Source organism: Cellulomonas sp. ATA003 (genome assembly GCF_031582905.1).
Classification (GTDB): domain Bacteria; phylum Actinomycetota; class Actinomycetes; order Actinomycetales; family Cellulomonadaceae; genus Pengzhenrongella.
The window spans coordinates 87611-114423 of record NZ_CP133990.1 but is presented as its reverse complement, the minus strand read 5'-3'; the positions used below and the strand labels follow the sequence as shown (position 1 = coordinate 114423).

General features: G+C 74.1%; 21 protein-coding genes, 1 tRNA gene, 1 other RNA gene and 4 pseudogenes. 9 read left to right on the top strand and 18 right to left on the bottom strand.

The window, feature by feature from the left end:
* Positions 1 to 13 precede the first annotated feature (13 nt).
* The 4 genes from REH70_RS00580 to REH70_RS00565 all read right to left on the bottom strand — a co-directional run bounded on the left by REH70_RS00580 (position 14) and on the right by REH70_RS00565 (position 4806).
* Positions 14 to 1324 carry a sugar ABC transporter substrate-binding protein gene (locus tag REH70_RS00580; protein ID WP_310750538.1) on the bottom strand — a complete coding sequence of 437 codons (1311 nt, stop codon included), beginning with the start codon at positions 1322 to 1324 and terminating at the stop codon, positions 14 to 16.
* A 36-nt stretch (positions 1325 to 1360) separates the two neighbouring features.
* Positions 1361 to 3166, bottom strand: coding sequence for an ABC transporter permease subunit (locus REH70_RS00575; protein WP_310750535.1), 1806 nt, complete (start codon positions 3164 to 3166; stop codon positions 1361 to 1363).
* Positions 3163 to 4209: a LacI family DNA-binding transcriptional regulator gene (locus REH70_RS00570; protein WP_310750532.1), complete on the bottom strand. Its 1047-nt coding sequence runs from the start codon at positions 4207 to 4209 to the stop codon at positions 3163 to 3165. Before REH70_RS00570 ends, REH70_RS00575 begins: the two co-directional genes overlap by 4 nt.
* A 96-nt stretch (positions 4210 to 4305) precedes the next feature.
* Positions 4306 to 4806 (bottom strand): hypothetical protein, encoded by a 501-nt coding sequence (locus tag REH70_RS00565; RefSeq protein ID WP_310750529.1) that lies wholly within the window; start codon positions 4804 to 4806, stop codon positions 4306 to 4308.
* Between the two features lie 280 nt (positions 4807 to 5086).
* Between REH70_RS00565 and REH70_RS00560 the strand changes: the two genes are divergently transcribed.
* Positions 5087 to 5578 carry an NUDIX domain-containing protein gene (locus tag REH70_RS00560; protein ID WP_310750526.1) on the top strand — a complete coding sequence of 164 codons (492 nt, stop codon included), beginning with the start codon at positions 5087 to 5089 and terminating at the stop codon, positions 5576 to 5578.
* A gap of 40 nt (positions 5579 to 5618) precedes the next feature.
* Here REH70_RS00560 and REH70_RS00555 read toward each other — a convergent pair whose 3' ends face one another.
* From REH70_RS00555 to REH70_RS00540, 4 genes and pseudogenes are all read right to left on the bottom strand, one after another.
* Positions 5619 to 7082, bottom strand: a complete 1464-nt coding sequence (locus REH70_RS00555; RefSeq protein ID WP_310750522.1) for a GGDEF domain-containing protein — start codon at positions 7080 to 7082, stop codon at positions 5619 to 5621.
* A gap of 74 nt (positions 7083 to 7156) precedes the next feature.
* Positions 7157 to 8230, bottom strand: a complete 1074-nt coding sequence (locus REH70_RS00550; protein ID WP_310750520.1) for an aspartate-semialdehyde dehydrogenase — start codon at positions 8228 to 8230, stop codon at positions 7157 to 7159.
* Between the two features lie 2 nt (positions 8231 to 8232).
* Positions 8233 to 9575 (bottom strand): annotated as a pseudogene (locus REH70_RS00545) (aspartate kinase).
* A gap of 113 nt (positions 9576 to 9688) precedes the next feature.
* A pseudogene (locus REH70_RS00540) lies at positions 9689 to 10469 on the bottom strand (sulfite exporter TauE/SafE family protein).
* Between the two features lie 73 nt (positions 10470 to 10542).
* Between REH70_RS00540 and REH70_RS00535 the strand changes: the two are divergent.
* Together REH70_RS00535 and REH70_RS00530 are read left to right on the top strand one after the other, a co-directional pair.
* Positions 10543 to 11529, top strand: a complete 987-nt coding sequence (locus REH70_RS00535) for an ATP-binding cassette domain-containing protein (RefSeq protein ID WP_310750516.1) — start codon at positions 10543 to 10545, stop codon at positions 11527 to 11529.
* Entirely contained in the window at positions 11526 to 12638 is a 1113-nt protein-coding gene (locus REH70_RS00530) for an ABC transporter permease subunit (RefSeq protein ID WP_310750513.1), read from the top strand. The genes REH70_RS00535 and REH70_RS00530 overlap by 4 nt, the downstream gene beginning before the upstream one ends.
* Before the next feature lie 25 nt (positions 12639 to 12663).
* On the opposite strand, the gene REH70_RS00525 is transcribed toward REH70_RS00530, so the two are convergent.
* The 6 genes and pseudogenes from REH70_RS00525 to ffs form a co-directional block, all read right to left on the bottom strand.
* Positions 12664 to 13281, bottom strand: coding sequence for a DUF5063 domain-containing protein (locus REH70_RS00525; protein WP_310750510.1), 618 nt, complete (start codon positions 13279 to 13281; stop codon positions 12664 to 12666).
* A pseudogene (gene recR, locus REH70_RS00520) lies at positions 13274 to 13872 on the bottom strand (recombination mediator RecR). The gene REH70_RS00525 and the pseudogene recR overlap by 8 nt, the downstream one beginning before the upstream one ends.
* Positions 13873 to 14023: 151 nt before the next feature.
* A complete protein-coding gene (locus REH70_RS00515) occupies positions 14024 to 16432 on the bottom strand; it encodes a DNA polymerase III subunit gamma and tau (protein ID WP_310750507.1) in 2409 nt (802 codons plus the stop codon).
* Positions 16433 to 16624: 192 nt separating this feature from the next.
* Positions 16625 to 17977 carry an FtsX-like permease family protein gene (locus REH70_RS00510; protein ID WP_310750505.1) on the bottom strand — a complete coding sequence of 451 codons (1353 nt, stop codon included), beginning with the start codon at positions 17975 to 17977 and terminating at the stop codon, positions 16625 to 16627.
* A complete protein-coding gene (locus REH70_RS00505) occupies positions 17974 to 18690 on the bottom strand; it encodes an ABC transporter ATP-binding protein (protein WP_310750502.1) in 717 nt (238 codons plus the stop codon). Before REH70_RS00505 ends, REH70_RS00510 begins: the two co-directional genes overlap by 4 nt.
* 187 nt (positions 18691 to 18877) lie before the next feature.
* An RNA gene (gene ffs / locus REH70_RS00500) (signal recognition particle sRNA small type) lies at positions 18878 to 18975 on the bottom strand.
* Positions 18976 to 19147: 172 nt separating this feature from the next.
* On the opposite strand from ffs, the gene REH70_RS00495 reads away from it, so the two are divergent.
* Positions 19148 to 19232 (top strand) — tRNA-Ser (locus REH70_RS00495).
* A 104-nt stretch (positions 19233 to 19336) separates the two neighbouring features.
* Here REH70_RS00495 and REH70_RS00490 read toward each other — a convergent pair.
* From REH70_RS00490 to REH70_RS00480, 3 genes are all read right to left on the bottom strand, one after another.
* On the bottom strand, positions 19337 to 19969 hold the full coding sequence (locus tag REH70_RS00490) for a hypothetical protein (protein WP_310750499.1): 633 nt from the start codon (positions 19967 to 19969) through the stop codon (positions 19337 to 19339).
* 83 nt (positions 19970 to 20052) lie between these two features.
* Positions 20053 to 21216 (bottom strand): hypothetical protein, encoded by a 1164-nt coding sequence (locus tag REH70_RS00485; RefSeq protein WP_310750496.1) that lies wholly within the window; start codon positions 21214 to 21216, stop codon positions 20053 to 20055.
* 182 nt (positions 21217 to 21398) lie between these two features.
* Positions 21399 to 21899: an AfsR/SARP family transcriptional regulator gene (locus tag REH70_RS00480; RefSeq protein ID WP_310750493.1), complete on the bottom strand. Its 501-nt coding sequence runs from the start codon at positions 21897 to 21899 to the stop codon at positions 21399 to 21401.
* A gap of 412 nt (positions 21900 to 22311) precedes the next feature.
* Between REH70_RS00480 and REH70_RS00475 the strand changes: the two genes are divergently transcribed.
* Complete coding sequence (locus REH70_RS00475; RefSeq protein WP_310750489.1) at positions 22312 to 23019, top strand: DUF4386 domain-containing protein; 708 nt, start codon at positions 22312 to 22314, stop codon at positions 23017 to 23019.
* Between the two features lie 166 nt (positions 23020 to 23185).
* Positions 23186 to 23518: a hypothetical protein gene (locus REH70_RS00470; RefSeq protein WP_310750486.1), complete on the top strand. Its 333-nt coding sequence runs from the start codon at positions 23186 to 23188 to the stop codon at positions 23516 to 23518.
* A 46-nt stretch (positions 23519 to 23564) separates the two neighbouring features.
* Here REH70_RS00470 and REH70_RS00465 read toward each other — a convergent pair whose 3' ends face one another.
* Positions 23565 to 24023, bottom strand: coding sequence for an ATP-binding protein (locus REH70_RS00465; RefSeq protein ID WP_310750484.1), 459 nt, complete (start codon positions 24021 to 24023; stop codon positions 23565 to 23567).
* 230 nt (positions 24024 to 24253) lie between these two features.
* Between REH70_RS00465 and REH70_RS00460 the strand changes: the two are divergent.
* From REH70_RS00460 to REH70_RS00450, 3 genes and pseudogenes are all read left to right on the top strand, one after another.
* Positions 24254 to 24786 (top strand): annotated as a pseudogene (locus tag REH70_RS00460) (DoxX family membrane protein).
* The gene (locus tag REH70_RS00455; RefSeq protein WP_310750482.1) at positions 24786 to 25457 is read left to right on the top strand and encodes a TetR/AcrR family transcriptional regulator; all 672 of its coding nucleotides are present in this window, start codon (positions 24786 to 24788) and stop codon (positions 25455 to 25457) included. The pseudogene REH70_RS00460 and the gene REH70_RS00455 overlap by 1 nt, the downstream one beginning before the upstream one ends.
* Positions 25458 to 25529: 72 nt before the next feature.
* Positions 25530 to 26726: a YibE/F family protein gene (locus tag REH70_RS00450; RefSeq protein ID WP_310750479.1), complete on the top strand. Its 1197-nt coding sequence runs from the start codon at positions 25530 to 25532 to the stop codon at positions 26724 to 26726.
* The last annotated feature ends 87 nt before the right edge of the window (positions 26727 to 26813 follow it).

Here is a 26813-nt window from a genome sequence, read left to right as displayed (position 1 = left end):
CCGGCACCTGTGGTCAGCGGTTGGTCTGCTCCCAGCCCTCGGTCAGCTCGGTCTGCAGCCCCTCGAGGTCGATCTCGTTCGCGAGGTAGCGCTGCAGCGACGGCGTCGCGATGGTGTCCTTCCACTGCGTGTAGGGACCGACGTGCATGAACGCCGGGGACGTGAGGTGGTCGGCGGACTTGAGGATCTGGTCCCAGCCGGTCTGGTCGGCCGTCATCGTCGCGAGCTCGGCCCGTGCCGACTCGGTGGTCGGGATGAGGGCGTCGGCCATGTTGAGCGCGGCGAGGTTCTCGGCGGACATGAGGAAGTTGAGGAACTCCGCGGACTCCTCGACGTGCTCGGAGTCGACGTTGACCGAGTACGTCTGCGGGTTGGCGGCCTGCTCGGCGTCGGCGGAGCCCTCGAGCGGGGGCAGCACGGTCCACTCGAAGCCCTCGGGGGCGTCGTCGGCGATGTTCGCGGCCTGGAACGAGCCCTGGACCGTCATCGCGGCGGTCCCGCCGTAGAAGCCGGCGAGCACCTCCGAGCCGGACTGCGTCAGGGACACGGGGTCGATCGAGCCGTCCTCGTAGGCCATCTGGTGGATGCGCTGCGGGACGGCCAGCTCGTCGTCGCCGACGTCGATCGTGACGTCGGTGCCCTCGCCCTCGAAGAAGTCGCCGTCGAAGCCCATCGACAGGCTCATGACGGTCGCGGTGGGGCTGCGCAGGCCCCAGGTGAGGCCGTAGACGCCGTCGGACGTGGTGGCGCGGGCGATCTCGCGCAGCTCGTCCCAGGTCATCGTGTCGCCGGTGGGGACCTCGACCCCGGCGGCCTCCAGCAGCGCCGTGTTCGCGAACACCATGTACGACTGGAGCATGGTCGGGTAGGCGATGATCTGGCCGTCGACCGTGACGGACTCCCAGATGCCCTCGGGCACGTCGTCCCGGACCTCGGGCGTGATGTGGTCGGTGAGGTCGGCGAGGTAGCCGTCGACGCCGAACGGGATGATGCTCGCCGCCTCGAAGTGGAGGATGTCCGGCGCGGCGCCGCCGTTGAACTGCGCGACGAGCTTGTCGTAGATGCCGTCCCAGCCGGCGGGGACGATCTCGACCTGGACGTCGGGGTTGTCCGCGTTCCAGGCCGCGACGATGTCGTCGACCGCGGCGATCGCCGCCGGCTGCCCGGCGAGGGACTGGAACTCCAGGGTGATCGGCTCCCCGGCGGCCTGGTCGCCGCCGGCGTCCGCGTCGTCGGGGGCGGTGGCGCTGCCCTGCTGGCAGGCCGTGAGGGCGAGCGCGACGGCTGCCGCTCCGGCCATGGCGGTGAGACCACGTGACTTCATGATCGACCCTTTCTTCGGGGTGGGTGGCGGTGCGGGTCAGCCCTTGACGGCACCGGAGAGGAGTCCCCCGGTGAGCTTCTTCTGGAGGAAGCCGAAGACGACGAGGGAGGGGATGGTCGCGAGCACCGAGCCCGCGGCGAGGGGACCGAGGGCGAGCTGGCCCTCGATGCCGATGAACATCTTGAGCGTCAGCGGGAGCGTGTAGTTCTCCGGCGACTGGATGAGCACCAGCGCGATGAAGAACTCGTTCCACGCCGCGACGAACGTGAACATCGCGGTCGCGATGATGCCCGGCATGAGCAGCGGGAAGACGATGGTGCGCAGGACGGTCAGGCGGGTGGCGCCGTCCATGGACCCGGCCTCCTCGAGCTCGCGCGGGATGGCCGCGACGTAGCCCTGCAGCATCCACAGCGAGAACGGCATCGTGAACGTGACGTACACGAGGATCAGGCCCATGAGGGTGTCGTTGAGGAGCAGCGTCCGCAGGATGAGGAACAGCGGGATGATGATGAGGATGGTCGGGAACACCTGGCTGACCAGGATCCACGTCGTCCCGATCGTCTTGATCCGCCCGCGGAAGCGGGCCAGGGCGTAGGCCGCCGGCAGCGACAGCACGACGGAGATGACCATCGTCGCGACCGCGACGAGGAGCGAGTTCAGCCCGGACCGGATGAGGTTCTGCCGCTCGATCGCGTCGGTGAAGTTCTGCCAGACGAACTCGCTCGGGATGAGGTTGACCGCGAGGGAGTTCAGCTCGGCGGACGACTTGAGGGACGCGGAGACCAGCCACAGCAGCGGGAACCCGAGGAACAGCAGGTAGCCGGTGAGCAGGACGTACTGCCCCGGCCGGACGAACCACGCGCGCTGGTTCATGCGGTCCTCCTTGCGGAACTGGTGGACGAGGTAGACCGAGAGCATGAGGACGACGGCGAGCACGAGGACGTCGCCCATCGCGGCCGCGTAGCCGGTGTTGCGGTTCTTGAAGGCCTCGAGGTAGGTGAACAGCATCGGCAGCATCGTCCGGCCGCCCGGACCGCCCTCGGTCATGACGTAGACGAGGCCGAAGGAGTTGAAGCTCCAGATGAAGTCGAGCGACGTGATGGCGAACATCACGGGGCGCAGCGCGGGCAGGGTCACGTGCCAGAACTGGCGGACCGCGCCCGCGCCGTCGACGGCTGCGGCCTCGTACTGCTCGTCCGGGATCTGCTGCATGCCGGCCAGGAGCAGGACCGTGGTCTGCGGGATGCCGCTCCACACCGCGACGACGATGACCGCCGGCAGCGCGGTGGAGAAGTCGCCGAGCCAGTTCACGCCGGGGATCCCGACCATCTCCAGGCCCGCGTTGAGCGGCCCCGAGGTCGGGGAGTAGATCATCCGCCACATGATCGCGACGACGACCGGGGGCATCGCCCACGGGATGAGCGCGAGGATGCGGGTCAGCGACTTCAGGCGCAGGTCCGCGTTGAGGAGCAGCGCCAGCCCCATCGCGGCGATCAGCGTGAGCAGCGCGACCGACACCGACCACACCAGCCCGATCCGGAACGACTCCCAGAACAGCCGGTCACCCATCAGCCGGGCGAAGTTCTCCAGGCCGACGAAGCTCGTCTCCGCGTTGCGTCGCAGCGAAGCGTCGGTGAAGCCCAGGTAGATGCCGTTGACCAGCGGGATCACCGAGAAGATCACCACCGGCAGCATCGCCGGGATGACCAGCCCGATCGCCTCGCGACGCTGGCTGCGGCCCACACCGCCGGTCCGCATCGGCGGCCGCGGCGGCCCGGGCGGGACGTCGGCCTGGCGGCGCAGCGCCGCGGTCGACGCGGCCGACGGGGTGGAGGCCGTCATGGGGTGTCCCTTCCGTGCGGGGGTCGGGTCGAGTGCCGCACGTGCAGCGCGGGCGGCACGACGACGGTGGTGGCCTCGCGCTGCGGGTCGGCGAGGCGGGCGAGCAGCAGCTCGGCGGCGCGGGTCCCGCGCTCGCCCGAGCCGAGGCTGACGCTGGTGAGGGAGGGCTGGAACACCCGCGCGAGCTCGGTGTCGTCCATGCCGACGACGGCGAGGTCGTCCGGCACGCGCACGCCCGCGTCGTGCGCGGCGTGCATCACGCCGATCGCGAGCAGGTCGTTCGCCGCGACGACGGCGTCCAGGGCGTGCGGGCCCGGCCCGGTCCCGCCGGGGGCGCCGTGCCCGGCGAGCAGCGTCCGGGCGGCGTCGTACCCGGCCGCGACGGTGAAGTCCGCGGCCGCCACGGCGGGTCCGTGGCGGTCGCCGAGGCGCTCGGCGGTGGCCTCGAACCCGTGCTGACGGGCGCGGCCGGGCGTCGTGTCGAGCGGTCCGTTGACGAAGCCGATCCGGCGCCGGCCGGTCTCGACGAGGTGGTCGACGGCGATGCCGACGCCGCGCGCCGAGTCGGTCATCACGGTGTCCACGCCGCTGCCCTCGGGCAGGCGGCCGATGACGACCACCGGGACGGGTGCTGCGCGGACCTCCTCGACGAGCCGGTCGGTGACCCGCAGCGGGGAGAGGATCATCCCGTCCGCGTACCCCTTGCTCAGGCTGCGCAGCAGGTCGATCGTGTCGTCCGCGTCGCCGGTGGAGGAGATCATCAGGCGGTAGCCGGGCACGGTGACGACGGACTGGACGGCCTTCATCATCTCGACGTAGACCGGGTTGCCGATGTCGTCGACCGCGAAGGACAGCTGCAGCGTCCGGCCCATCTTGAGCGCCCGGGCGGTGGCGTCCGGGATGTACCCGAGGTCACCCGCCGCGGTGCGCACGCGCTCCACGGTCGCCGCGCTCGCGCTCAGACCGTTGAGCGCGCGCGAGGCGGACGCGACGGAGACGCCCGCACGCCGGGCGACGTCCGTGATGGTCGCACGCTGCTTCACCGCACCTCCCCGTCGAGGTCGTGGCCTCGTCGTCGAGGCCTTGTAAACGTTTCCACGTCTGCTGGTGGAGACGTTTCCACGTCGTCGGGGTGGTTGTCAACGACGGCGGCGCCGCCGCGACCGCGGCGTCATCCGTCCGGGGCGACGTCGCCGGTCGGTGGCGTGGGCAGCACGGCGACGGACCCGCGCCGCGTCCCGCTCAGGCGGCGAGGTCGAGGTCCGTGGCCGGGTCCGCCACCACGCCCACCGCGGTGTCCTGCGGTATGTCGAGCGCGGTGCCGAGCGCGTCGCCGCGGGCGTCGTCGTCCGTCGCCCGCGCGGGCGACGCCGCGGCCCTCGCCGCAGGACGACGATCGTCGCGACCGCGATCGGGAGGTTCACGATCGCCGGTGCCCCGAGCCAGAACGAGCCCAGCAGGACCGCGTACGCCGTCCACAGGACGTTCCCGGCCACCGAGATGAGCTGGGTGCTCATCGCGATCCCGGCGAGCCGGGCCGGCTCGTGGCGGTGCCTCCAGACCCGCAGCCCCTGGGGCAGCCAGAGCAGGAACGAGGTGAGCGAGGCCATCATCCCGATGACCTCCGTGGCGGCGTGCATGTCTCTCCGATGTCGAACCTGCGGGTGGGCAGGCGGTGCAGGACCTGCGTGCGGGTCGACGCGCAGGAGCAGACCCGGCACGGGTCACGTGCGCGGGCTGCGGGGTGGTGGGGGGCGGGCGCGGGTCCTCCCGCGCCTCCGGCCGTCCATCGGCGCAGCGCGGACCTCGGTGAGCCGCAGGGCGTGCGACGTCCGCCACATCACCCTCGGGCGGCGACTGCACCGTCGGGTCCGGCTCGCCCGCGCCACGGCGGGACGGGCGGCTGGCTAGGGTCAGCGCGTGCCGATCCCCGAGTTCGTCAGCCGCCTGCGCGCCCACGTCGGCACCGAGCTGCTGTGGCTGCCCGGCGTGAGCGCCGTCGTCGTCGACGACGTGGGCCGCGTCCTGCTGGGGCGGCGGTCGGACAACGGCCGGTGGGCCGTCATCAGCGGCATCCTCGAACCGGGCGAGGAGCCCGGGGTCGCCGCGGTGCGCGAGGTCCTCGAGGAGACCGGGGTGGTCGCCCGGATCGAGGCCCTGGCCTCGGTCGGCACGGACAGCGACGTCGTCGTCTACCCGAACGGGGACCGTGCGCAGTACCTCGACGTGACCTTCCTGTGCCGCGCGGTCCGCGGCGAGGCGCACGTGGCCGATGACGAGTCGACGGAGGTGGCCTGGTTCCACCCGGACGCGCTGCCCGAGCCACTCGTCGCGTCGTCGCGGATGCGGATCGACCGGGCGCTGGCGCTGCACGCCGACCCGGGGCGCGGGCCCTGGTTCGCGCGGGACTGACCGGGGCACCGACTGCGGGGTCGCGCCCGACGGCGGCGGATCAGCCGGTCGGGACGGTGCCGGGCCGGGTGGCCGCGTCGGCCTGGGTGGGCAGGACCGCTCCGGTGCGCGCGGCGCCCTCGGCGGCCACCACCCGGTCCCGCCCCGCGCGCTTCGCCGCGTACAGCGCGACGTCCGCGCGCTGCGTCAACGCGGCGGTGTCCTCGACGCCGTCCCACAGCGCGGCCCCGACCGACACGGTCTGCCCCCCGGGGGTCACGGCGCGGACGCGGTCGAGCGCGTCGACGGCGTCCGGCAGCGACAACCCGGTGAAGGCGACGACGAACTCCTCACCGCCGTAGCGGGCGAGCAGCGGCCCGCTCCCGAGCGCCCCGCGCCAGGCGTCGGCGGCCTCGGTGAGGAGCCGGTCGCCGGCCCCGTGGCCGTACGTGTCGTTGAAGGCCTTGAACCGGTCGAGGTCGAGCATCGCGACGACCAGGGGGCGACCGTCGAGGGCACTGACCCGCCGCATGCGCGCCAGCTCCGCGTCCGCGCTGCGCCGGTTGGGCAGACCGGTGAGCGCGTCCGTCCGGGCCAGCTCGTCGAGCCGTCCCGCCTGCGCCTGGAGCCGCGTGAGCAGCCCGGACATCCGGACGACGACGAGGACGGACAGCACGGTCGAGCCGACGACGACGGCCCAGCCGTCGAGCGCCATCCCGAGCAGGAGCTGCGCCGCGAGCGTCGCCGGGGCGGCGAGGATCGCGACCGTGAGGGCGGCCAGACGGCGGCGCGTGAACGGCGCCGTGCCGTCCGGCGACGGCAGGGACAGCCCGCGCATCGACGGGTGCAGCGCCGCCGCACCCCACAAGACGTACGAGCCGAGCCACAGCAGGTCGACCCAGCCGCCGCCGTACGACGAGGTCGTCGCGAGCACCGCGAAGGCGGCGTCGGCCAGGACCAGCAGCCCGCACGCCGCGGCGAGCATCCCGAAGGCCGGGCTCCGCGCGCCCGGACCGGCGAGAAGCCGCAGCAGGACCCCGAGCAGCAGGATGTCGCCCAGCGGGTACGCGAGCGCGATGGCGCGCTCGACGACGTCGACGCCCTCGCCCAGCAGGGTCGGGCGCATGAGGAACACCCAGGACAGCAGGCCGACGGCGACGGTGAAGATCGCGCTGTCGATCAGACCGTCGCGGTCCCGACCGGACCGCCGACCGCGGATCAGCAGCGCGAACGCCACCGCGAGCAGCGGGTAGGCGGCGAGGTACAGCACGTCCGCGGGCGACGGGAACGGCTCGACGGCCAGGACGCTCTCGTACCAGGTGTAGACGACGTCACCGGCGATCCAGGAGAGCTGCCCCGCGGCCATGAGCCACCACGGCGCACGCCGCACGGGCCGCAGCACGTGCACCCCGACGACGATCGCGACGCAGGCGGCGAGGCCGACCGCGAGGTAGACGGCGTCCCGGGCCGCCGTGGGCAGCACGACGTACCCCGCCACGGCGAGGCCGCCGAGGGCGAGGAACACGCGAGACGCACGTCCGGCCACGTCTGCCCATCGGCACGGCCGAGGCCGGGGTGAGGGGCCGGCGGCCCCCGCCGTCAACCGGCGACGGACTCCCGCGCCGCGCGGTCCGCGACCAGCACCTCGGCGATCTGCACCGCGTTGAGCGCCGCACCCTTGCGCAGGTTGTCGTTGGAGATGAACAGCGCGAGCCCGCGCTCGTCCGGCACACCGGGATCCTGCCGCAACCGGCCGACGAAGCTCGGGTCCGCGCCCGCGGCCTGCAGCGGCGTCGGGACGTCGGTGAGCTCGACCCCGGGCGCACCGGCGAGCAGCTCGCGCGCGCGCTCGACCGGCAGCGGCCGGTCGAACTCGGCGTTGACCGACAGGGAGTGGCCGGTGAACACCGGCACCCGCACGCACGTGCCGGACACCCGCAGCTCGGGGACGCCGAGGATCTTGCGGCTCTCGTTGCGGAGCTTCTGCTCCTCGTCGGTCTCGTGCGAGCCGTCGTCGACGAGGTTGCCGGCGAGCGGGACGACGTCGAACGCGATCGGGCGCACGTACTTCTGCGGCTCGGGGAAGGTCACCGCGCCGCCGTCGTGCACGAGCCCGAGGGTGTCCTGCTCGACGGCGCTGCGGACCTGCTCGTCCAGCTCGGTCGCGCCCGCCAGGCCGCTGCCGGACACGGCCTGGTAGGTGCTGACGACGAGCCGCTGCAGACCGGCCTCGTCGTGCAGCACCTTGAGGACCGGCATCGCGGCCATCGTGGTGCAGTTCGGGTTGGCGATGATGCCCGTGCGTGCCTCGCGGACCGCCTCGGGGTTGACCTCCGCGACGACGAGCGGGACGTCGGGGTCCATCCGCCAGGCGGAGGAGTTGTCGATGACGATCGCGCCGGCCGCCGCGAACCGCGGCGCCTGCGCCTTCGACGTCGCCCCACCGGCGGAGAACAGCGCGATGTCCAGCCCGCTGGGGTCGGCGGTCGCGGCGTCCTCGACGACGACGTCGGCGCCCCGCCACGGCAGCGTCGTGCCGGCCGAGCGGGCCGACGCGAAGTACCGCATCTCGGCGACCGGGAAGTCCCGCTCCTCGAGCAGCCGGCGCATCACGGCGCCGACCTGACCGGTCGCGCCGACGACGCCGACGCGCAGACCGTTGGTCCCGCTCATGACTACCGCCCCGTCCCGCCGTAGACCACGGCCTCGTCCTCGGTGCTGTCGAGCTCGAACGCGGTGTGGACGGCGCGGACCGCGTCGTCCAGGTGGTCGGCCCGGGTGACCACCGAGATGCGGATCTCCGACGTCGAGATCATCTCGATGTTGATCCCGGCGCCGCTCAGCGCGGCGAACAGCTTCGCCGAGACGCCCGGGTGCGAGCGCATGCCGGCACCGATGAGCGAGAGCTTGCCGATCGTGTCGTCGTACTGCAGCGACTCGAAGCCGATGTCGCCCTGGACGGCGGTGAGCGCGGCGATGCCGACCTGGCCGTCGGTCGCGGGCAGCGTGAACGAGATGTCCGTCAGGCCGGTGGCCGCGGCGGAGACGTTCTGCACGATCATGTCGATGTTGACGCCGGCACCGGCGACGACCTCGAAGATCCGCGCCGCCTTGCCGGGGACGTCGGGCACCCCGACGACCGTGATCTTGGCCTCGGTGCGGTCGTGCGCGACGCCCGAGATGATCGGCTGCTCCACGGCTCCCTCTCCCTGCTCGTCGGTCTGGTCGTCGGCCTGGTCGTCGGTCTGGACGTGGCCCCCGGGGCGGCCGGGTCCCCGGACGCGGCACGCGACGTCACCAGTGTCCCCTGGCGCCCCGAGAACGAGGACCGCACGTGGATCGGGACGTCGTAGCGGCGGGCGTACTCCACGCACCGCAGCACGAGCACCTTGGCGCCGCTGGCCGCCATCTCCAGCATCTCGTCGTACGTGATCCGGTCGATCTTGCGGGCGGTCGGCACGATCCGCGGGTCCGCGGTGAAGACGCCGTCGACGTCGGTGTAGATCTCGCAGACGTCCGCCATCAGCGCCGCGGCGAGGGCGACGGCGGTCGTGTCCGACCCGCCGCGGCCGAGCGTGGTGACGTCGTTCGTGTGCTGGGTGACGCCCTGGAAGCCGGCGACGATCGCGACCGCGCCCTGGGCGATCGCGTTGCGGATCCGCGACGGCGTGACGTCGATGATCCGTGCCTTGCCGTGCGCGGTGTCGGTGATGACGCCGGCCTGCTGGCCGGTGAACGACTGCGCCTCCACCCCGAGGTTGGCGATCGCCATCGCGAGCAGCGACATCGAGATCCGCTCGCCCGCGGTGAGCAGGATGTCCATCTCGCGCGACGGCGGCAGCGGGGAGACCTCGTTGGCGAGGTCGATGAGCTCGTCCGTCGTGTCCCCCATCGCGGAGACCACGACGACGACGTCGTGCCCGGCCCGCTTGGACTCGGCGATCCGCTTCGCGACGCGCTTGATGCTGGCGGCGTCCGCGACGGACGACCCGCCGTACTTCTGCACGATCAGGGCCACGTTGGACGCTCCGGGGGTGGGACAGCGGTCGGTCGGCGGCCGAGTCTACGGCGGGACCAGAGTGTGGACGGTGCCGGTGTCACATGGCGGACGAGGTCGCCGGTGGGTGTCGTTCAGGCGAACACGTCCCAGCCCAGGCGCAGGATCAGTCCGCCGACGACCACCATGAACACCACCCGGACGAACGTGCTGCCCTTGGCGACCGCCATCCGGGCCCCGAGGTAGGAGCCGGCGATGTTCGCGGCGCCGACCATCAGCCCGAGCTTCCACAGCGGCGCGCCCTGCACGCTGAACACGGCGAGCGCGCCGAGGTTCGTCGCGGCGTTGACGATCTTCGCCTTCGCGGACGCCTCGAGGAACGCGTAGCCGAGCACCGCGACCAGGCCCATGACGAGGAACGTGCCCGTCCCTGGACCGAGCAGCCCGTCGTAGAAGCCGATGCCGGCGCCGAGCCCGGCGGCGGCCCCGAGGTGCCGTCGTCCGGTCCAGCGCAGGGACGTCGCCCGGCCCAGCGACGGCCGGGCGACGGTGTAGACGGCCACCGCGACGAGCGCCACGAGGATCACCGGGCGGAACACCGCGGCGGGCAGCGAGCTCGCGAGCAGCGCTCCCCGGCCGCCCCGCCGAGCGCGGCGAGGGCCATCGGTGTGGCCGTGCGCATGTCCGGGTGCACGCGCCGGTAGTAGGTCGCGGCGCTGACCGAGGTGCCCATGATCCCGGCGAGCTTGTTGGTCGCGAGGGCCTGCACCGGGCTCAGGCCGGGCACGAGCAGCAGGGCGGGGAGCTGCACCAGCCCCCGCCGCCCACCACGGCGTCGATCCACCCGGCGACGAAGCCGGCGAGCACGAGGAGGGCGACCGCGGTGGTCGCGATCTCGACGCCTCCGCTGGTCACCGCGCTGGTCTACCACAGGAGTCGGCGGGCGGGTCTGACCCGCCCGAGCCCGCACCGGGCCTACGGTCGAACCATGTCGACCGCCACGGACACCGCCGTCCCGCCGCCCGCGCCGTCCGTCCCGCCGGGCATCGAGGTGACCGCGGTGCACCGGTCGTTCGGCACCGTGCGCGCGCTCGACGGGGTGGACCTCGTCGCGCGCGCCGGCGCGGTGACCGCGCTCGTCGGGCCGAACGGCTCCGGCAAGACCACACTGCTGCTGGTCCTGGCCGGGCTGCTCGTCCCGGACGGCGGTCAGGTCCGGATCGCCGGGCACGACCCGGTGACCGACGGCCGCGCCGCCCGCGCCGCGACCGGCTGGATGCCGGACGCCTTCGGCACCTGGGACTCCCTGACGGCGCGCGAGGTCCTGCTGACCTTCGCCGCCGCGTACCGACTGCCGCGCGCCGTCGCGAGCGAGCGGGCCGCCGAGCTGCTCGAGACCGTGCACCTGACGGAGTACGCCGACCGTCCCGCGAGCGTGCTGTCGCGCGGCCAGAAGCAGCGGCTCGGTCTGGCCCGCGCCCTGGTGCACCGGCCGGACGTGCTGCTGCTCGACGAGCCGGCCAGCGGCCTCGACCCGCGCTCGCGCGTCGACCTGCGGGTCCTCCTGCGCGACCTCGCCGCAGCCGGGACGACCGTCCTCGTCTCGAGCCACGTGCTCAGCGAGCTCGACGAGATGGCGGACGACGCGGTGTTCCTCTCCGGCGGCCGCACCGTCCACCCGCACGAGCTCGGGGGCGCCGCCGACGGCGCCCGGGAGTGGCGGGTGCGGGCGCTGTCGCTCGAGGCGCTCACGACCTGGCTGGACTCGACCGGGACGCCGTGGCGACCGGACGACGCGGGCGGGGGTGACGCCCCGCCCGGGTCCGGCGGTGTGCTCCTGCCGGTCGCCGGCGAGGTCGGCGCGGCGCAGCTCCTCGCCGACGCCGTCCGGGCCGGGGTCCCGGTGACCGCGCTGGCACCGGCGGGCGGGGCGCTGGAGCGCGCCTACCTGACCCTCGAGGAGGAGCGGCGATGAGCGCGGTGAGCTGGCACGGCGTCCGGACCGTCGCGGTGCTCGAGCTGCGCCAGCGCGTGCGCTCGACCCGCTGGGTCGTCGCGCTCGTCGTGTGGTTCGTCATCGTCGGTGCGATCACCGCGCTCACGTGGGCGGCCGTGAGCCGGTTCGGCCAGGGCTTCGTCGGCGACCCCGGCGAGACCGGCGGGGTGTTCGTCGGACCGCCGGTCTACGGCGTCGTCGTCTTCTTCGTGCTCTTCCTCGGCCTGCTGGTCTCGCCGACCCTCAGCGCGACCTCGGTCAACGGCGACCGCAACGCCGGGACGCTCGCCACGCTGCAGGTGACGCTGCTGAGCCCGGCCGAGATCGCCGTCGGCAAGCTGCTCGCCGCGTGGGCCGCCGCGCTCGCGTTCCTCGCGGTCAGCGTGCCGTTCCTCGTCGTCGCCCTGGCGGCGGGCGGGGTGCCGGTCGCGTCCGTCCCCGTGTCCCTCGTGGTGCTCGCGCTGCTGCTCGCCGTGGTGTGCGCGATCGGCCTGGGCTTCTCCGCCGTCACGCCGCGCACCTCCGGCTCGGCCGTGCTGACCTTCCTGTCGGTCGCGGCGCTGAGTGTGCTCAGCCCGATCGTGTTCGCCCTCAGCCTGCCGTCGGTCACCGCCCAGGAGGAGGTCCGGGTCTGGACGATCCCGGCGTCCTACGACTGGGAGAGCGGGGAGCCACCCGTGTGCGAGTGGCAGACCCAGACCATGAGCGTGGCGCACACCGAGCGGACGTGGTGGCTGCTGGCGGTCAACCCGTTCGTGATCCTGGCCGACGCCGCCCCGGAGGCCCGCGCGTCCACCGCGAGCGTCGCGGACCCGCTCGGGGCGATCCGCGCCGGCGTGCGCACGGCCCGGACCGGACCCGCGACCGAGCAGGACTGGTGCACCGGCGCGTGGGGTGAGCTGACCGCGGACGGCACCCCGGCCGACGCGGCGCAGTCACCGGTCCAGGAGCCGGAGCCGGACCGCAGCGTCGTGTGGCCGTACGGGCTGGCGGCGAACCTTCTGCTCGGTGGCGCCGGGCTGGCGGTGGCGATCCGGCGGTTGTCGATCCCGCAGCGCCGGCTGCCGCGGGGGACCCGGGTGGCCTGACTGTGAGGGTTGTGCGGCGTGCGGTTCACGCCTGGAGGGCGTCGTACTCCGCCTCGGCGGCGACGTCGTCCTCCACGTCGAGCCGCAGGTGGGCGAGCAGCAGCTGCAGCACCCGCAGCACGCTCGACGCCCGCTCACCCCACACCGACAGGTAGGAGAACTGCCACCACCACAGCGCCTCCAGCGCCTGGCCGGCCTCGTAGTGGCGCAGGCCCTGCGCGATCGCCCCGGCGACGGCGACCAGGTCGCCGGAGAGTGTCGCGGCGCCGACCTCGATCCCCAGCACGGGGTCGACGATCTCGGGGTACTCGTCGAGCCCGTCGAGCACGTTGGCCAGCGCGGTGTGCAGGGGGTCGACGTCCGGGTCGGGGCCGACGTCGGGCTCGAACCGCTCCGGCGGCACGATGTCCTGCATCGCACCGAGCCGGGCACCGGCCGCGAGCATGTCCGAGACGGCCAGCAGCAGCAGCGGGATCGTCGCGTCGGGACTGGACCCGGCGGCGACCTCGGTGACCGTGCTGAGGTAGCTGCGCGACTCCTCCGCGACGGCGCGGGCGACCTCGAGCAGCTCGGTGGCCTCGGCGACGACGGCCTCGTCGACCGCGTCGACAGCGGGGCGGGGTTCGGGGATGAGCTCAGGCATGGATCCGCCGTCTTCCTTCGAAGGCGCGGCCGAGGGTGACCTCGTCCGCGTACTCGAGGTCACCGCCGACCGGCAGCCCGGAGGCGAGCCGGCTCACGGTGAGCCCCATGGGCACGAGCATGCGTGCGAGGTAGGTGGACGTGGCCTCCCCTCGACGTTCGGGTCGGTCGCCAGGATGACCTCGGTGACGACCCCGCTGGCGAGCCGCGACAGCAGGTCCTTGATGCGCAGGTCGTCCGGGCCGACGCCCGCGATCGGGTTGATGGCCCCGCCGAGCACGTGGTACTTGCCGCGGAACTCGCGGGTGCGCTCGATCGCGACGACGTCCTTGGGCTCCTCGACGACGCAGATGACCTCGTCCGACCGCCGCGGGTCGCGGCAGACGCGGCACTGCGGCTCCTGGGAGACGTTCCCGCAGATCTCGCAGAACCGGACGCGCGCCTTGACCTCGGTCAGCGCGTCGGTCAGCCGCCGGACGTCGATCGGGTCGGCAGCGAGCAGGTGGAACGCGATCCGCTGCGCGCTCTTGGGACCGACGCCGGGCAGTCGCCCGAGCTCGTCGATCAGGTCCTGGACCGCGCCCTCGTACACCCCACCAGCCTAGGGGGTCCCACCGACGCCGCCCCTCGGCGGGGCCGGGCAGGGTCGCGCTGGGAGCGAACCGAGGTCGGCGACGAGCGAACCACGGTCCGCGACCCGTGCGCGAGAGGGACCGGGCACGGGGCCGTGGCGTGCCGGATCGTCAGACCTCGTCCCCGACCTGCTCGTCGATCACGGTGCCGCCGAGCATCTGCGCGACCAGGGGCGGACCGGTCAGGTGCGAGCTCGCGATGTCGGGGTCGTCCGGGTCCGGCGAGTCCTCGACGGCCGGGCCCGACGCCGCGGCGCGCTGGGCAGCGGCGGCGTGCGCGCGCTCCCCGGCCTCGCGGGCGCTGGGGCGACCGGCCGGGCGCTCCGGCTCGAGGTCCGGCGGCACCGCGTCGACCGTCGGCCCCTCGGGGATGTCGTCGTCGGGCGGCTCGACGGTCGCCCACGACGCCTCGGCCGCCGCGCGGTCCACGACCCGACGACCCGACGGCGCCTCCGCCGGGCGGGTCGGCTCAGCCGCCGCACGGACCGGCGCGGACGACGAGCCGCCGCCCGCCGCGGACGCGCCGTCGCCCACCCGCCCCTCGACCCGGACGTCGAACCCGAGCGTCTCGCGCACCGCGCGCTGCACGACCTCGGCGTGCGGGCCGCCGCGGAACGCCGTCGCGAGCCCCGGCCCGGGGAACAGCAACGTGAGGGACGTCCCGGTGAGCTCGCCGACCTGCGCGTGCTGGCCGACCATCGCCCACGTCGCCTTCTTGAGCCGGCTGAGCGTCTCGAGCACCTCGGGCCACCGGCGGCGCAGGACCTCGGTCTCCAGGCCGGGCACCCCGGACGCAGGTGCGGGCCGACCGGCGGGTGCGGGCGCGGCCTGCGCAGCGGCTTGCGCGGGCGGCGAGGCCGGCGCCGCGGGCGCGGGCGCCGCATCGCCCCGGGCGGGAGCCGGCGCGTCGGCCGGGTGCGCGGGCGCCGAGGGCGTCACCGGGGTCGGCGTCACCGGGGTCGACGTCGCCGGCGCGGCGTTGGGTGTGCCGGACGCCATCAGCGACGGCCCCGGCTGCGGGGGCCCGACGGGCGCGGCCTCCGGCGTCGGCCGGTCCGTCGGCCGGTCCGTCGGCCGGTCCGTCGGCTCAGCGGCCGACGCAGCCTCGGCAGCGACGGCGCGCTCGGCCGTCCTCTCCGGCGGCTGCCCGGGGTGGCCGTCGGCGGTCTCGCCGACCGGCCCCGCCACCGGTCGGGGCGCAGGGGGACCGTCCGGCCGGGGCTCGACCGGCGCTGCCACCACAGGTGCCGGCAGCGGTGCCACGGCCGGCTCAGCAGGCACAGGTTGCGCGGCGGCCACCGCGGGCACGGCCGCCCCACCACCCACCGCACGCTCGGCGGACGCGACAGACGCGACGGGCGCGCCGGTCCCGCGCTCGAGCCGGTCCAGGCGCGCCGCGTGACCCAGGACGCCGTCGTCGGCGGCGGGCAGCAGCAGCCGGGCGATGAGCAGCTCGAGGTGCAGGCGCGGTGACGTCGCCCCGGTCATCTCTCCGAGCGCCGCGTTGACGACGTCGGCGGCGCGAGAGAGCTCGGCCGGACCGAGGTGGGTGGCCTGCGCACGCATCCGGGTCAGCTGGTCACCGGGGATCTCGCGCAGCGCGGCGTCGGCGGCCTCGCCCGCGGCGGCGAGCACGATGAGGTCGCGCAGGCGCTCGAGCAGGTCCTCGACGAAGCGGCGCGGCTCGTGCCCGGTGGTGATGACCCGCTCGACCACGCGGAACGCGCTGGCGCCGTCGCCCGCGGCGATCGCCTCCACGACGTCGTCGAGCAGGGTCGCGTGGGTGTAGCCGAGCAGCTGCACCGCACGCTCGTAGTCGAGCCCGCGCTCGTCGGCACCGGCCACGAGCTGGTCGAGGACGGACAACGAGTCGCGGACGGACCCCGCGCCGGCGCGGATGACCAGCGGCAGCACGCCCGCACCGACCGGCACCCCCTCGGACGCGCACAGCGTCTCGAGGTAGCCGGACAGCACGTCCGGCGGGACGAGGCGGAACGGGTAGTGGTGCGTGCGCGAGCGGATCGTGCCGATGACCTTGTCCGGCTCCGTCGTCGCGAAGATGAACATGACGTGCTCGGGCGGCTCCTCGACGATCTTGAGCAGCGCGTTGAAGCCCTGCGGCGTGACCATGTGGGCCTCGTCGAGGATGAAGATCTTGTGGCGGTCGCGCGCCGGGGCGAAGGTCGCACGCTCGCGCAGGTCGCGGGCGTCGTCGACGCCGCCGTGGCTCGCGGCGTCGATCTCCACCACGTCGAGGGACCCCGCGCCGCCGCGGGCGAGCTCGACGCACGACGGGCACACACCGCACGGAGTGTCCGTCGGGCCCTCGGCGCAGTTGAGGCAGCGCGCGAGGATGCGGGCCGACGTCGTCTTGCCACAGCCGCGCGGGCCGCTGAACAGGTAGGCGTGGTTGATCCGCCCGGTGCGCAGCGCCTGCATCAGCGGCACCGTGACGTGCTCCTGCCCGATCACCTCGGCGAAGTTCTCGGGCCGGTAGCGGCGGTACAGGGCGGTCGTCACCCACGGAACTCTAGACGCCGCCACCCACGCACCCCAGCCGCTCCCCGCCGCTCCCCCGCACCACTCGTCCACGCGCGCGGGCGGTGCACCGGCTGCCTCGGACGCCGCCCCTGACCCTGTCGTCACGGGCGGCGCCGAGGCCGTTCGACCCGCCTGCCGATGCCGCCCCCAGCTCGGCGTCGGCGAAGCGGGTCAGTCTGCGCGGACGACCGTCTCGGCGAGCACGGACCGCAGCAGCGGTCGGCTCAGCTCGGTCGCTCCGAAGACGAGCAGCCCACCGCCGACGAGGCACCCGACCAGCAGGATCACGCCCTGCGGCCCGGCCACCAGCGACATGCCGAAGAGGGGCAGCAGCAGGAGCCACGCGGTCGCCACCGCGGAGCCGGCGACGAGCACCATCGGGGCCAGCACCTCGCGGCGCCGGACGGCGTCGAACAGCTCGACGGGTACGCCGGCGAGGCGCTGCAGGGCGAACTCGCGGCGGCGGTCCAGGACGCTCGCGGCCTGCATGATCCCGGCCGACGCGGCGGCGACGGTGAACGCGATCGCGAGAGTCAGCAGCGCACCGGTCGTCAGGTCCCGCATGAGGACCGCGTCGGGGCTGTCACCGCCCCCGGCGCCGGCCACCGGGACGACCGCCAGCACGCCCGCCACGAAGCCGGCCAGCCCCAGCCCACCGACGACGCGCCACGCGGCGCGCGGCTCGTCGAGCAGCCGCCGGCCCGCCAGGAGCTGCGCGGGCCTCCGGGCGAACCGGACCATGACCCGCCCGAGCCGGCCGATCAGCCACGGCCCGAGCGCGTTGAAGGACAGCATGACGACGCCGACCATCCCGATCAGCACGACGAAGAGCAAGGCACCGAACGCGTCCCCGCCCTGCGTCACGAGCGCGAAGGCCAGCAGCGCGATCCCGGCGCCGGCGAGGCGGACCACCCGCAGCCGCGGCGGCGTCGTGCGCTGCGCCACCCCGAGCGGGGCGACGACGACGCGACGCAGGGACACCGCGCCACTCACCGCCGCCAGGGCAGGCACCGCCACGAGCGCACCGAGGAGCGACGGCACGCCGACCCACACCTCGCCCACCGTGAAGTCGGCGCCCTGGAACGGGATGGACGTCCAGACCGGGAGGAGCACGAGGTAGCCGACGATCCCGAGGAGCGCCCCGACCAGCCCCTGCGCCGCGGTCTCCAGGACGGTCAGACCGACCACCTCGCGCGGGGTCACGCCGAGCAGCCGCAACGTCGCCAGGCGCGCGTCCCGCCGGGACAGCCCCAGCCGGGCCGCGGCCCCTCCGAGGGCGACCAGCGGCACCAGCAGCAGCACGACGGCGGCCCATGCGAGCACGACGTAGATGTCGGAGTACTCGGCCATCGCCGACGACGTCGGCGCGGCGTCGCGGCGCATGAACCCGCGCAGGCCGCCGAGGACGCTCAGCCCGAACGTCGCGGTGACCGCGAAGGCGACGACCGCGAGCGCCGTCGTCGTCAGCCCGCGGCGGCCACCGGCCCGGCCGAGCTGGACGGCGAGCGGGACCATCACGCTCATCGGGCGGCCACGCCGATCGGCGTGCGCTCGTCGGCGACCACCAGACCGTCACGGACCTCGATCCGGCGCGAGCACCACGCCGCGACGTCGCGGTCGTGCGTCACGACGACGAGCGAGGCGCCGGCGGCGCGGGTCGCGTCGGTCAGCACCTGCATCACCTCGGCGCCGGTGGACTGGTCGAGCGCGCCGGTCGGCTCGTCGGCGAAGACGACGTCCGGCCCGGTGATGAGCGCCCGCGCGACGGCGACGCGCTGCGCCTGGCCACCGGACAGCTCGCCGGGGCGCCGGTCCTCCATGCCGGCCAGACCCAGCGCGCCGAGCCACTGCCGGGCGTGCGTGAGCGCCTGGTTGCGCGACGTCCCGAGCAGCATGGGCGGCAGTGCCACGTTCTCGGCCGCGGTCAGCTCGGAGAGCAGCTGACCGAACTGGAAGACGAAGCCGTAGTGCCGGCGGCGCAGCAGGGAGCGCTCACGCTCGTTGAGGTCCGCGACCTCACGACCGCGCAGCCGGACCGAGCCCGCGTCCGGGGTCAGCACGCCGGCCAGGGTGTGCAGCAGCGTCGACTTGCCGGACCCGGACGGCCCCGTGACCGCGAGCGACTCGCCCTCGGCGACGTCGAGGTCGACGCCGGCCAGGGCCGTCGTCGGGCCGTAGCTCTTGACGAGGCCGCGGGCCTGCAGACGCGGGGTGGCGGAGGCGGGTGCTGAGGTCATGCCCCCAGGCTGGCCGGGACCGGTGGGGCGGCACATCGGCCCCCGGCACGGTCCGTGGCGGCGTGGGCTACGACCCGGGTCGCGTCACGGTCCACCCTGAGTCGTACCCGCGGACCGGTCGGACCCCGAACGCCGTCAGGGTGCGACCTCAGGGTCGCGGGGCCTTCGGGGCCTGGCGTCTCCGGGCATGGAAGGACCCCCGCACACCCGCCAGAGCCCGCCTGCCCTTGCTGCCTTCCGGCCCTGGGGGAGTTCAGCGAGATGACGCCGCACGAGGGGTCTGCACTCAGCCTAACGCAGCCCGCGGGCGTGCTGGCGAACCGGTCGCGGACCGCCGCCGGCAGCGGGGGCGCCACGCAGCGCACACCGGGAGACACCGCCCCATCGGTCACCCGCGGCGCCGTGCCCGAGGTCACGTTCGGCGCACGCGTCCGGCTCCGGTATCCTCGTCCGGCCGGGAGGATTCGCCTAGTGGCCTATGGCGCACGCTTGGAAAGCGTGTTGGGTGAGAGCCCTCGGGGGTTCGAATCCCCCATCCTCCGCCGGTCGAAGGGCCCGTGACCTGCTGCCAGGTCACGGGCCCTTCGTCGTGTGCGCGGGCGGCGGTGCGCCCGACCTCGTGGACGGCGCTCGCCGTGGGCTGTCGTCAGCGGGCGAGGATGGACGTGAGGACGTCACGGACGTGCTCCAGCGCACGGCGCGCGTCCGCGTCCACGGCGGCTGGTGGCGTGGTCACCTGGCCGGGCGCGGGAGCCCTCACGGGCGGATCCCCCAAGGCCCCGACGACGCGGGCGGCCAGCTCGCCGAAGCCACCGGTCGACTCGAGGTAGGGCCGGACCCGGCCGGCGTCGTCCGCACGGCCCACCGCCAGCATGATCGTGACGAACTCGAGGGCTGCGAGCCGGGCGGTGTCCATCACGTCGGTGTCGAGCAGATCGTCGACGTGGTCCCGCAGGACGGTGTAGGCGCGCTCACGGTCGCCGCGTCGGAAGGCGGCGCGCGCCTCGACGGGGCGGTTCACCGAGAAGGTCCGTTCGGGCACATCGATGTGGGACACCTGGTCGAAGAGGTCGTCCGCGTCCTGCGTCCTGCCCTGGAAGAGGGCCGAGTACCCCAGGCCCAGAAGTGCGAGGTGGAGCATCGCCGGTGGGCCGTCCGCTCGGTAGCGGGCCACGAGGGGCGCCACGAACGTGTCGAAGGCGGCCAGCTGTCCGGTGGCCATCAACCCGGACGCCACCCCGGACAGCTCGATGAGCGAGGCGAGGTACGGCTCACCCATCCGCCGCAGCTCTGCGACCGCTGCGGGTGAGACACCGCTGAGCGCGGCGCTGTCCTCGTAGAGGTAGGCGCGCGTGTAGGCGATCAGCGGGTGATCGCGGTGGCCGTGGCGGCCGACGACCTGCTCGTAGCGCTCTCTGTCCCCCTGTGCATGGAGCGGTGCGCCGCCCAGGTGAGCCAGAACACGACCCGGTCCACGTCGTCGGGCGGGACGACGGCGAGGATCCGTTCGCTCCATTCGCCGATCTCCCCCTGCCGCCGCAGGGTCACCTCGGCGACGAGCGGCCGGACGAGCGCGTCCGCCAGGAGGTGGTCCCCGATCCGGCAGGCGCGGTCGACGGCCACGCGCAGGTCGGGCCACAGGACGCCGAGCCGCGCGACGCCCTCCACCTCGGCGTGCCCCACCAGCTGGCGATGGATGCGGTCGACCTCCTCCAGGCACCACCCTGCGTGGCGTGCCGCGACCTGGTCCGTCACGCCGGCTGCGGCGAGCTCGGCCGCCCCGAACTCCCGCAGGGTTTCGAGCAACCGGAAGCGGCGCCCGGCCGGCTCGGGCTCGATGACGAGCATCGACTGGTCGACGAGGTCCTCCAGGAGATCTTCCACCTGCGCCTCGTCGAGCCCCGGTTCGCCACATACCCGGTGGACCGCCCGGAGATCGACCCCTCCCGCGAAGACGGAGAGCCGGGCGAACAACGTGCGGAGCTCCTGGGTGAGGAGGTCGACCGACCAGTTGATGGTCGCGCGCAGGGTCCGGTGCCGGTCCTCGTTCGTCCGTGGGCTCCGCGTCAGGAGCCGGAGACGGTCGTCCAGCCGTCCGACGATCTCCGGCACGGAGAGCGTCGTGGTCCGGGCGGCCGCGAGCTCGATCGCGAGCGGCACCCCGTCAAGGGCGCAGCAGATCTCCTCGATCTCGGCACGATGGGCCTCCATGTCGACCGTTCGGGACACGGCTCGCGCGCGCGCCGTGAACAGCTCGACGGCCGGTCCGGCGATGTCCAGCGGAGGCACCGCGAGGAGGCGCTCCCCGCGTGCCCCGAGCCGCGAGCGCGAGGTGGCGAGGACGCACAGCTCGGGGCAGCCTTCGGCGAGCGCCGTCGCCATCGCGGCCGCCCCAGCGATCACGTGCTCGCAGTTGTCGAGCACCACGAGCGCCCGTCGGGGTCGTAGCGCCGCGACGACCGCCTGCGTCGTCGTCCTGCCGGGCCCCTCGGCGACCCCGACGACTTCGGCGACGGCGCGCGGCACGTCCGCGGGGGAGGTGAGGCCGGCAAGCGCGACGAACCATGCCTCACCTGTGCCTTCTCCCCAGGCCTGCGCCGTGGCGAGGCTCAGGCGCGTCTTCCCGATTCCCCCTGGTCCGACGAGGGTGACGACCGCCGAGGTCGCCGATGCACCCGCGATGGCTTCCAGGTCGGCCTCGCGGCCGATCAGCCGCTCGCGCCGCGCCGGAAGGTTTCCTGCCGCGTGCCGTCGCCCCGCACGGGCTGCGACCCCTGCGGATCACCGAGGGATGGGCTCTGGTCGAGGATGCGAGCCTCGAGGTCGCGCAGCCGCCGGCCGGGCTCGACCCCCAGCTCGTCGACGAGGTGGTACCGGACCCGCTGGAACGCAGCCAGGGCGTCCGCCTGCCGGCCCAATCGGTAGAGCGCTGTCATCAGGAGCGCCCAGAAGCCCTCGCGGAACGGGTGGTCCACCGTCAGCTCCGTCAGGGCGCCGATCACGGCGGCGGGATCCGCGTCCACCTGCCGCCCGAGCGCCGTCTCGAGGGCAGCGAGTCGTTCCTCGAGCAGACCGTCGACCGTGGCGGCGAGGCCCGGGGCATCCAGGCCGGCGAGAGGCGCCCCGGTCCACTCCGCCAGTGCCGCTTCGACCTCGCCGACGTCCAGGTGCTTGCGGAAGCGGACCACGTCGATCGCCCCGCCGGGCACATCCAGACGGTAAGCCGCACCGGCGCGGACGATCGCATCGTTGCCCAGGGCCTTGCGCAGGCGTGTGACGTAGGATTGCAGGGTCTTCTCCGCGGTCCGCGGCGCGTCCCCTCCCAGACCGCCTCCACGATCCGGGACACCGGGATCGCCGACCGCGGCGCGAGGGCGAGGACCGCCAGGACCGCCAGACACTTCGCGGGCCCCAGATCGAGCGGCCGGCCACGGTCATCCGTGGCGCCGACCTCGCCGAAGAGCCGGATCCGGACCACGGCACGTCCCTCCTGGTCGGTGACCGATCTTCGCACGACTCCTGCCGGCGCTCGCTGCCCTCGACCACGGCTCGACCCGGGCTCAACCCGTCGCTGCGACGGTCGGACGACAGCACGGCCCACCCCGATCAGAGGAGCACGTCATGAAGCCCACCCAGCGGCTCGCCCGCACCGCAGGTCTGTACTACCTCGTCGTCGCCGTCCTCGGCGCCTTCGCACACATCGTCCGCGGCATCGTGTACGTCCCCGGCGATGCGACGACCACCGCCGCGCGCGTGGTCGAGAACGTCGCCCTCGTCCGGTACAGCGTCGCGGCGGACCTGGTTCAGGCGACCTTCCTCGTCTTCGTCGTCCTGGCGCTCCATCGGCTCCTGCACCACGTCGACGCCCGGGTGGCGCGGGCGATGGTCCTGTTCGTGGTGATCGCCGTGGCCATGATCACGCTCAACATGGTGCATCAGTTCGGCGCGCTGCTCGTCGCGACCGAACCGTCCTACGCCGCAGCCCTCGGCGCCGACGGCGCGGATTCTCTGGTGATGCTCCTGATGGACCTGCAGCACTACGGGTACCTCGCCGCCCAGATCTTCTTCGGCCTGTGGCTGTTCCCCCTCGGCCTCCTCGCCTGGCGGTCCGGGATGTTCCCCCGCGCCATCGCAGCGGTCCTGATCGCCGCCTCCACGGGGTACCTCGTCGACGTCCTCCTGCAGTTCCTGGCACCCACCGCCGCCGACCTGGTCAACCCAGCGCTCGTGAGCCTGTTCGTCCTCGCCGAGGGGTCGCTGCTCGTGTTCCTCCTCGCCAAGGGCGTCCTGAACCGGCAGCCGGCCGAGCGCTTCCTGGTCGACGCGTGACCCGCGACCGGTCCGTCCGACCATCCCGCTCGATGCCCCAGCCATCCGTGTGGAGGTCACTCGTGCCCATCACCCCGGTCGGCGTTGGAGCGCGAACACCGTGACCGGCGTCGGAGCAGCTCATCCCTCGGGACAGCGAACGTCTGACCGCCGCGCTGCGCTCAGCTTGCTGGGCGTCGTCGCAGCGTTCCAGCTCGCGCTGGCAGCCGGCGCGCCCTGGGGAGCGGCTGCGTGGGGCGGGGTAGCGCCGGGCGTGCTGCCCGGGCCGCTACGGGCTGCCAGCACCGGCTCGATGCTCATCTACTGCGGGCTTGCCGCCCTGGTGGCCACCCACAGGCTCTCGCCGACCGCACGGCGTCGATCGCTGACGGGGACGAGCCTGTTCATGGTGCTCGGCATCGTCGGGAACCTGGCGACACAGTCACCCGTGGAGCGCGTGTGGGCACCCGTCGCGGCGGCACTCGCCATCTTGATCTGGCGCCTCCGCAGCACGCCCTGACGCCGTCGTGCCGTCGTGTACCCAGTACCCGGCGCGGGGCGGACGTCTACGAGATCGACGCCTCGCGCGCCGGGAACAGCGCCCACACGTGCTTGGTGGCGTCGGTGGTGTACCAGCCGACGTCCACGGCGACGCGGCGGGCGATCTGCAGTCCGTAGCCGCCCTCGCCCGGGGCACGGGGACCGGCGATGTGCGGGGTCGAGCTGAGGTCGTGGTCGGCGACGTCCAGGAGATAGGTGCCCACCGAGCGCAGCAGCCGGACGATGGTCGGCGGGATGCCGTGCCGCAGCGCGTTGGTCGCCAGCTCGGACGCGACCAGCACCATGTCGTGCGCGACCGGGTCCAGCTCCGGCTCGGGGCGCGTCCCCTCGGCGAGCTCGCTCTTCAGGCTCGCGCGCAGTCCCGCCAGCTGCGGCGTGGTGTCCAGCCGCCACTGCCGGACGAGCGTGAAGCCGGCCGGCGGTCGGGCGGTGACCAGGCCCTCGTCCGCGCGCCGTTCGTCCATGTCCTGATGGTCCGGCGTGTGCCCGCTCAACGACCCTCCCCGTACGGTCCAGGTGGAGACCGACCTGGGGCCTCTCTGCGGGCACGCTGGTGTGGTGCCCCTGGGCCCCTAGTCCACCACCGACGACGCCGCGGCGCCGCACGGCACGGCGTCAGCACAGCCGTCGCAGCACCATGACCGCCTAGGGTAGACGAACTCGTCTGTCTACCAGCGCGCACCGAAGGAAACCCATGAGCAGCACACCCGCCCACCGCTCGCCGGCGTCGCTGCGTGCGGCGCCGGACGCACCTCCCGGCCCGGCGTCCCCGGCGCGGACCGCCGGGCGGCTCGCGCTCGGCGGCGTGCTCGCGTTCGCCGGCGTGAGCCACCTGACCGTGAGCCGGCAGGAGTTCCAGGCGCAGGTCCCGAGCTGGGTGCCGCTGGATCCCGACGTCGTCGTCGTGGCGTCCGGGGTCGTGGAGATCGCCCTCGGGCTGGCCCTGCTGGTCACCCTCGCCGCCACCGCTGGATCGTCGGCTGGGTGGTCGGGGCGTTCTTCGTCGCGATCTTCCCCGGCAACATCGCGCAGTACGTCGAGCGCACCGACGGGTTCGGCCTGGACACCGATCGCGCCCGGGCCGTCCGCCTCGCCTTCCAGCCGCTGCTCGTGCTGTGGGCGCTGTGGTCGACCGGCGCCTGGGCCGCCTGGCGCGCCCGGAGCGACGCGCACCGCGCCGCCGGCACCGGCACCGGCACCGGACGGTCGACGAGCGCGCCCCGCTGATGGCTCCGACCCCGCCACCCGCGTTCGCCCCGGCAGTCGACGCCGCGCTCGTCGTCGGGCGCCCGACCCGGGACGGCGGCCAGGCAGAGGCGGCGCGGCGCATCGTCGCCGCCGCGGCCCCGCTCCTGTACGGCCGTGGCGTGCGGGCGGTCGCGGCCGACGCGATCATCGAGGCCGCCGGGGTCACCAAGGCGACGTTCTACCGCCACTTCCCCACCAAGGACGACGTCGTGGTCGTCTACCTGCGCTCCGTCGCGGCCGCGGAGCGCGCCACGGTCGCCGGATGGCGCGCGCGGCACCCGACGGCGCCCGGACGGGTCCTCGTCGCGTACGCCTGGTCGCTCGGGGCCCAGGCGCACGGTCCCGACTTCCGCGGGTGCCCCTTCCTCAACGCGCTCGCCGCGCACCCTGAGCCGGCGCACCCCGTGCACCTGGCCGCCGAGGAGCACCGGACGTGGCTGCGGGGCCAGGCTCGCGACCTGCTCGACGACCTCGGCCTCGCCCGACCCGACCGCATCGCCGTCCAGCTGGTCATGCTCCGCGACGGCGCCATGGCCGCCGGCGACGACGTGCCGGCGGCCGAGGTGCGGCGAGCGCTCCTGCGCGCCGGCGCGGCGGTCGTCGCCGCGGGACGGTCGGCTCGTGCGCCGGGGCGCCCTACCGGCGCCTGAGCGACGCGCTCGGCGGACGACCCGCGGCGCGTCCCGCCCGGTCGCACCCTCGGCGTCGCCGACCCTGGTGCGATGACCACCCACACCCACACCCACGGGGCCGCGGTGACGACGGCAGCGCCGCCGGTGCGTCGGCGGGCACGCGTGATCTTCGCCGCCATCCTGGTGCCCGCGCTCCTGGCGACCCTCGCCGGGGCGGTCCTCCTGCGACCGACCGCCGAGGACCGGCCGGTCATGCAGACGACCGGCCCCGGGATGACGTTCCACGCGGTGCAGGTGACGACGGTCCGGCCGGACGCCGCCGCGGTGTCCGAGCAGGTCCGCGCGACCATGGCGGACGGCACCGACGTCGGCGTCCTCGTCCCACAGGAGTACCTGCCCGAGGTCGCGCCGGGTGACCGGGTGCGGATCGCGTACGTCGCCGAGGCCGCCGTCGAGGGCACGCCGCACCTCTTCGTCGACTTCGTCCGCGGCCCGCCGCTCGGCTGGCTGGCGGCCGTATTCGGCGTCCTCGTGGTCGCCGTCGCCCGCTGGCGCGGGCTGGCTGCGCTCATCGGGCTTGGACTGTCCCTGGCCGTGGTGGGCGCGTTCACCCTGCCCGCGCTCCTCGAGGGGCGCCCGGCGATGCCGGTCGCGCTCGTGTCGTCCTCGCTCATCATGTTCGTCGTCCTGTACCTCGCGCACGGGTTCACGACCAGGACGTCCACGGCGCTGCTGGGCACCCTGGTCGGCCTGGTCGCGACCGCGGGCATCGCCGCGTGGGCCAGCGGCGCCGCTCACCTGACCGGGCTGGCCGGCGAGTACGCCATGGACCTGCAGTCGTACGCACCCCAGATCCAGCTCCGCAGCGTGCTGCTGTGCGGGATGGTCCTGGCCGGGCTCGGCGTGCTGAACGACGTCACCATCACCCAGGCCTCGGCGGTCTGGGAGCTGCACGCGACGTCGCCGCACGCGTCCTGGCGCGAGCTGTTCGACCGCGGCATGCGGATCGGCCGCGACCACATCGCCTCGACCGTCTACACGATCGTCTTCGCGTACCTCGGCGCGAGCCTGCCGCTCGTGCTGCTCCTGAGCATCTCCGACCGGTCGATCCTCGACTCCCTGACCAGCGGCGACATCGCGGAGGAGGTCGCGCGGACGCTCGTCGGGTCGATCGGCCTCGTCCTGGCGATCCCGGTCACCACGGCCATCGGTGCCTGGGTGGTGCGGTCCGCGTCGACGCCCGACCCCGCGGAACCGGCGCCCCCGCCCGTCGGTGCTTCTCGATAATGATTCTCATTTGCTGCTAGCGTCACCGGCGTCCGTCCCACCTCCCCAGAGAGGAGACGGGTGCGCCGCGCCCTGCGTCGGCGCACC